The sequence below is a fragment of the Mesorhizobium sp. M0136 genome (genome assembly GCF_040322515.1).
Lineage (GTDB): Bacteria > Pseudomonadota > Alphaproteobacteria > Rhizobiales > Rhizobiaceae > Mesorhizobium.
The window spans coordinates 214,586-220,644 of the sequence record NZ_JAMYTP010000010.1; the positions used below are offsets into that span (position 1 = coordinate 214,586).

Annotated in this window: 6 protein-coding genes; 2 read left to right on the plus strand and 4 right to left on the minus strand. The window is 62.6% G+C overall.

The window, feature by feature from the left end:
- Positions 1–133 precede the first annotated feature (133 nt).
- Positions 134–865 carry an SDR family oxidoreductase gene (locus NKJ35_RS15005; RefSeq protein ID WP_352647991.1) on the plus strand — a complete coding sequence of 244 codons (732 nt, stop codon included), beginning with the start codon at positions 134–136 and terminating at the stop codon, positions 863–865.
- A 165-nt stretch (positions 866–1,030) separates the two neighbouring features.
- Positions 1,031–1,876 (plus strand): fumarylacetoacetate hydrolase family protein, encoded by an 846-nt coding sequence (locus NKJ35_RS15010; RefSeq protein WP_352647993.1) that lies wholly within the window; start codon positions 1,031–1,033, stop codon positions 1,874–1,876.
- 41 nt (positions 1,877–1,917) lie between these two features.
- Here NKJ35_RS15010 and NKJ35_RS15015 read toward each other — a convergent pair whose 3' ends face one another.
- The 4 genes from NKJ35_RS15015 to NKJ35_RS15030 are packed head-to-tail and all read right to left on the minus strand — an operon-like array spanning position 1,918 to position 5,761.
- Entirely contained in the window at positions 1,918–2,916 is a 999-nt protein-coding gene (locus NKJ35_RS15015; protein WP_352647995.1) for an ABC transporter ATP-binding protein, read from the minus strand.
- A 15-nt stretch (positions 2,917–2,931) separates the two neighbouring features.
- Entirely contained in the window at positions 2,932–3,993 is a 1,062-nt protein-coding gene (locus tag NKJ35_RS15020) for a Gfo/Idh/MocA family protein (RefSeq protein WP_352647997.1), read from the minus strand.
- Positions 3,990–4,829: a carbohydrate ABC transporter permease gene (locus NKJ35_RS15025; protein WP_254815738.1), complete on the minus strand. Its 840-nt coding sequence runs from the start codon at positions 4,827–4,829 to the stop codon at positions 3,990–3,992. Before NKJ35_RS15025 ends, NKJ35_RS15020 begins: the two co-directional genes overlap by 4 nt.
- Positions 4,830–4,837: 8 nt before the next feature.
- Complete coding sequence (locus NKJ35_RS15030; RefSeq protein WP_352647999.1) at positions 4,838–5,761, minus strand: carbohydrate ABC transporter permease; 924 nt, start codon at positions 5,759–5,761, stop codon at positions 4,838–4,840.
- Positions 5,762–6,059 lie beyond the last annotated feature (298 nt).

Here is a 6,059-nt window from a genome sequence, read left to right on the forward strand (position 1 = left end):
TTTACCGAGAAAAAACATTTGGCCGGCAGGCGAATATCGAAACAGGCGGGATGGTAGTGCCCGCCTGGCACATTGCGCCCCGGCCTTGTGCCGGTAAAAAGCCGAACGATCACAGACGGGCGAGGAGAAAAGCATGGCGGATCTGACTGGCAAGGTCGTTGTCGTCACGGCGGCGGCGCAAGGCATCGGCCGGGCAAGTGCGCTGGCGTTCGCCAAGGCCGGCGCCGTCGTCCATGCCACCGACATCAACGAGGTGGTGCTCGCCGATCTCGGCAAGACGCCCGGTATCAAGACCCGCAAGCTCGACGTGCTGAACGACGAGGCGGTGAATGCCGCTTTTGCCGAGATCGGCGCCGTCGACGTGCTGTTCAATTGCGCCGGCTTCGTCCATTCCGGCTCGATCCTCGAGATGAAGGACGGCGATCTCGACTTCGCCTATGATCTCAATGTCCGCTCGATGATCCGCACCATCCGCGCCGTGCTGCCCGGCATGCTGGAGCGCGGCGACGGCTCGATCATCAACATGGCGTCGCTGGCCAGTTCGACCAAGGGCGTGCCGAACCGCTTCGTTTACGGGCTGACCAAGGCAGCCGTCATCGGCCTGACCAAATCGGTCGCCGCCGACTATGTCGGCAAGGGCATACGCTGCAATGCGATCTGTCCGGGCACGGTCGAAAGCCCGTCACTGCAGGATCGCATGCATGCGCAGGGCGACTACGAAGCAGCTCGCGCCGCCTTCATCGCCCGCCAGCCGATGGGCCGCCTCGGCACGCCCGAGGAAATCGCCGATCTCGCCGTCTATCTGGCCGGCGCTACCTATACGTCGGGGCAGGCTTATAATATCGACGGTGGCTGGTCGATCTAAGAGGCCATTTGAAAACCCTACTCCGCCGGGCGCCTGACGCGGCTTTCTGCGCTTCCGGTGCTCACGTACTTAAGTACGCTCCGCTCCGGTTCTCGAAACCCACGCCATTCGCCGCAGCGGAGCGAGTTTGCAAACGGCCTCTGGTCGCAACTGGGAGAAAACTGCATGAAACTGCTGCGCTATGGCGAGGCGGGGAACGAACGCCCCGGCCTGCTCGATGCCGATGGAACGATCCGCGACCTCTCCGCCTATGTCACCGACATTGCCGGCAAGGCGCTTGACCCGGCATCGCTCGAGACATTGTCGAAGCTCGATCCGAAATCGCTGCCGGCGGTTTCCGGCAAGCCGCGGATCGGCGCCTGCGTCGCCGGCACCGGCAAATTCATCTGCATCGGTCTCAACTATTCCGACCACGCCGCCGAAACCGGCGCTACCGTGCCGCCGGAACCGATCATCTTCATGAAGGCAAGCTCGGCTATTGTCGGGCCGAATGACGACGTGCTGATCCCGCGCGGCTCGGTCAAGACCGACTGGGAGGTCGAGCTCGGCGTGGTCATCGGCAGAAAAGCGAAGTATGTCACCGAGGCCGAGGCGCTGGATTATGTCGCCGGCTATTGCGTCGCGCATGACGTCTCCGAGCGCGCCTTCCAGGCTGAGCGCCAGGGCCAGTGGACCAAGGGCAAGAGCTGCGACACGTTCGGGCCGATCGGTCCGTGGCTGGTGACCAAGGACGAGGTCAAGGACCCGCAGAACATTCCGATGTGGCTGACGGTCAACGGCAAGACGATGCAAAACGGCTCGACCAAGACCATGGTCTTCGGCGTCGCTTATCTCGTGTCCTATCTCAGCCAGTTCATGTCGCTGCACCCCGGCGACATCATCTCGACCGGCACGCCGCCCGGCGTCGGCCTCGGCATGAAGCCGCCGGTGTTCCTGAAGCCCGGCGACGTCGTCGAGCTCGGCATCGAAGGGCTGGGCATCCAGAAGCAGACGTTCAGGGCTGACGTGTAGCGCACCCTCCCTTCTCTCCTTGTGGGAGAAGGAAAAGAGGGCTACTTCAGCACCCTCCCATCGGTCCCAAACCGGTACGTCTTCGCCGGATCCGGCGTCGCGTACAGCGTGGCGCCAGGCTCGGCGTTATAGACGCCAAAAATGCGCACGGTGATCAGGCCAGCCTTCTCGCAGTCGAGATAGAGATTGGTGTCGGCGCCAAGATGCTCGGCATGGACAACCGTGCCTTTCCAGGCACCGGATTTCGCATCGACGGTCAGGTGCTCGGGACGGACACCGATGGTCTTGGCCGTCTCGCCAAGCCTGGCCCCGTCGACGAAGTTCATCTTCGGTGAGCCGATGAAGCCGGCGACGAATTCATTTGCCGGCGAATTGTAAAGCTCCATCGGTCCGCCGATCTGCTCGATCTTTCCCGCGTTCAGCACGACGATCTTGTCGGCCAGTGTCATCGCCTCGACCTGGTCGTGGGTGACATAGATCATCGTGGCCTTCAGCCGGCGATGCAATTGCGCAATCTCCAGCCTGGTGTTGACGCGCAGCGCGGCATCGAGGTTGGACAGCGGCTCGTCGAACAGAAAAAGCTTGGGCTCGCGCACCACGGCGCGGCCGATGGCGACGCGCTGGCGCTGACCACCGGAAAGCTCGGCCGGCCGCCTCTCGAGGTAGGGCTCCAGCGACAGCATCGACGAGGCGATGCCGATGCGGCGGTCGATCTCGGCCGCCGGTGTGCCCGCCTGCTTGAGGCCGAGGCCCATGTTGTTCTTCACCGTCAGATGCGGATAGAGCGCATAGGTTTGGAACACCATGGCGATGCCGCGTTTGGCGGGCGGCGTGGCGGAGACGTCCGCCCCGTCGATCACCACGCGGCCCGAGGTCGAGTCCTCCAGCCCGGCAATGACCCTGAGCAGCGTCGACTTTCCACAGCCGGATGGACCGACGAAGACGACGAACTCGCCATCCGTCACCTCGAGGTTGATGCCCTTCAGCACCTCTACCGGCCCGAAGGCCTTTTTGACATTCTCGATGTTCAGCGAGCCCACGGCTTCGTCCCTGTTCTAGAGTTTCACGGCGAGGCCGCTGCGCACGCTCTCGTCGGCGGCAAGGCAGACGGCGAGCGACTTCACCGCGTCGTCCATGTGACGGGTCAAGTCGAGATCCTCGCGAACCGCCTTCAGCACAAACGCCTGTTCCAGGTCGCAAAGATCCTGATGGCCAGGCTCGCCCTCCATCGACAGCATCTCGTCCGGTTTGGCGAACTTGCCGTCCGCGCCGGTCGCCGCACTGTGCAGGCGGATGGTCGAGGTCTTGGTGTGGGTGTCGATGTCGTCGGACCTGACGCCCTCCTTCATGACGATCGACACGCAGCCATTGGGCGAGATCACGTCCTTCACGAAGAAGGCCGTCTCCGAGATCATCGGCCCCCAGCCGGCCTCATACCAGCCGACCGAACCATCGTCGAACAGCACCTGCAGGTGGCCGTAATTATACATCGTGGGCGCAATCTCGTCGGTCAGCCTCAGCCCCATACCGCGCACCTCGACCGGCCTGGCGTCGGTGATCTGCAGCATCACGTCGAGATAATGCACGCCGCAGTCGACGATCGGCGACGTCGTCTGCATCAACTGCTTGTGCGTCTCCCAGCTATGGCCGGAGGATTGCTGGTTGAGGTTCATTCGGAACACGTAAGGGCCGCCGAGCTTACGCGCCTCGGTGATCAGCCGGATCCAGGACGGATGGTGGCGCAGGATGTAGCCGATCACCAGTTTTTTGCCGTTGGCCTTGGCTGCCGCGACCACGCGCTCTGCATCGGCGACAGTGGTTGCCAACGGCTTTTCGACGAAGACATGGCAGCCGGCCTCGAACGCCCTCACCGCATAGTCGGCATGGCTGTCGGAATAGGTGGCGATGCAGGCGACATCGGGTCTTTCGTCGAGCAGCGCCTGATCGAAGGAACGCCGGATGCCGTAGGTCGAAAGTCCTTCGGGCAGCGGCACATCCGAACGGTTGACCAGTGCCGCGATCTCGAAGCCCGGATTGGTGTGATAGGCCAGCGCATGGCTGCGGCCCATATTGCCGAGACCAGCGACGACGACGCGAAGAGGTTGTTGCGAACTCACTTGACCGCTCCCGAAGTGATGCCGCGGATCAGCTGCCGCGAGAAGATGACGTAGAGAATCAGCACCGGCATGATCGCCAGCGACAGTGCCGCCAGAATGGCGTTCCAGTTGGTGACGAACTGGCCGAGGAACAGCTGGGCGCCGAGCGTCACTGTCTTGGTCTCCTCCGACGGCGCCAGGATCAGCGGGAACCACAGATCGTTCCAGATCGGGATCATGGTGAAGACCGCGACCGTCGCCATCGATGGGCGCACCAGCGGCAGCACCAGCCGGAAAAAGATGGTGTATTCGGACAGGCCGTCGATCCTGCCCGCATTCTTCAGATCGTCCGAGACCTGCTTCATGAATTCCGACAGGATGAAGACGGCAAGCGGCAGGCCCTGCGCCGTGTAGACCAGGATCAGCGCCGTCAGCGTGTTGACCAGCCCGCTCGCCACCATCAGCTGCAGGATGGCGACGGTGCCGAGGCGGATCGGGATCATGATGCCGAGCGCCAGATAGAGCCCCATCAGCGAATTGCCGCGGAAGCGGTATTCCGACAGCGCGAACGCAGCCATGGCGCCGAACAGAAGCACGAAGAACAGCGAGGCGACGGTGACGACAAGGCTGTTCTGGAAATAGTGGATGAAGTCGCCCTGGCCGATCACCGTGGCGTAGCCGATCAGGTCGAAGGTCCCTGGCGTCGGCGGCGTCAGCGGCGCGCCGAAAATCCCTGCGCGCGACTTGAACGAATTCATGATGACGAGGATGACCGGAAACAGCGCGATGGCGGTGTAGGTCAACAGGATCGCGTGGGCGCCAATGGTGCGGGGCAGCGAGCGGGTTGCCGTGCTCATGTCGCGCCTCAGAACTGGTAGCGACGCAGGCGCGTCTGCACGAGGAACAGGTAGACGCAGACGCCGCCGAGGATGATCAGGAACATCATCGTGGCGATCGCCGCGCCCATGTTGGGATCGCCGACCTGCAGCTGGAAACCGAAGAAGGCGCGGTAGAGGAAGGTGCCGAGAATATCCGTAGAATAGTTCGGCCCGGCCAGCGCGCCTTGCGCGGTGTAGACCAGGTCGAAAGCGTTGAAATTGCCGACGAAGGTCAGGATCGAGATGATGCCGATCGACGGCAGGATGAGCGGCAGCTTGATCTTCCAGAACTGCGCCATCCCGGTGATGCCGTCGCATTCGGCCGCTTCGATCACCTCTTCGGGAATGGACAGCAGTGCCGCATAGATCAGCATCATCGGGATGCCGACGAATTGCCACACCGAGATCAGGCTGAGCGCGGTCAGCGCATATTGCGCCTTGCCGAGCCAGGGCGTGAACAGGCTTTTCAGGCCGACAAGGTCCATCATATGCGGCGCCACGCCCCATAGCGGCGACAGGATCAGCTTCCAGGCGAAGCCGACAATGACGAAGGACAGGATCGTCGGCACGAAGATCGCCGTGCGGTAGAAGGCGGAAAACCGCAGCCTGGGGCTGGACAGAAGTGCGGCCAAAAGGACGCCGATCGGGTTCTGCACCAGCATATGGATGATGAAGAACCAGACATTGTTCCTGAGCGCGTTCCAGAAGTTGACCGACCAGTTGGGGTCACCGAACAGCATGCGGAAATTTTCCAGTCCGACGAAGACCTGCGACTGATTGATGTTGCGGAACAAGGAAAGCTGCAGCGTGCCGGCCAGAGGCAGGATCATGATCGCCGTATAGACCAGCAACGCCGGCGCCAGGAAAACGCCGATATGCCAACGGAACGGTCTTTTCGGTGCTGCGGCCATGCGTTCGGTCCCCGCGGATCAGGTCTTGCAATTGCCGTCAAAGGGCGCGGCGCCTCCCTCCCCCTCGAGGGGAGGGTGCCTCGCACAGCGAGGCGGGTGGGGTCGGCCGAGGCAGCGCGCCACCGTCGTTCGATCGCGCTTTTCAGCAACGATCAACCGCAGCCTGCCTCGACCGACCCTCTCCGTCGCCTTCGGCGAATCTCCCCCTCGAGGGCAGGGCTATCGCATATGAGTGATGGCATTGATGAGATAGTCGTCGTTCCAGGCGCATTTCTTGATGCGATGGCTGATGGGGACT

Coding starts and splice junctions, on each gene's coding strand:
- NKJ35_RS15005 (WP_352647991.1), top strand. CDS start 134: ATGGCGGATCTGACTGGCAAGGTCGTTGTCGTCACGGCGGCGGCGCAA.
- NKJ35_RS15010 (WP_352647993.1), top strand. CDS start 1,031: ATGAAACTGCTGCGCTATGGCGAGGCGGGGAACGAACGCCCCGGCCTG.
- NKJ35_RS15025 (WP_254815738.1), bottom strand. CDS start 4,829: ATGAGCACGGCAACCCGCTCGCTGCCCCGCACCATTGGCGCCCACGCG.
- NKJ35_RS15030 (WP_352647999.1), bottom strand. CDS start 5,761: ATGGCCGCAGCACCGAAAAGACCGTTCCGTTGGCATATCGGCGTTTTC.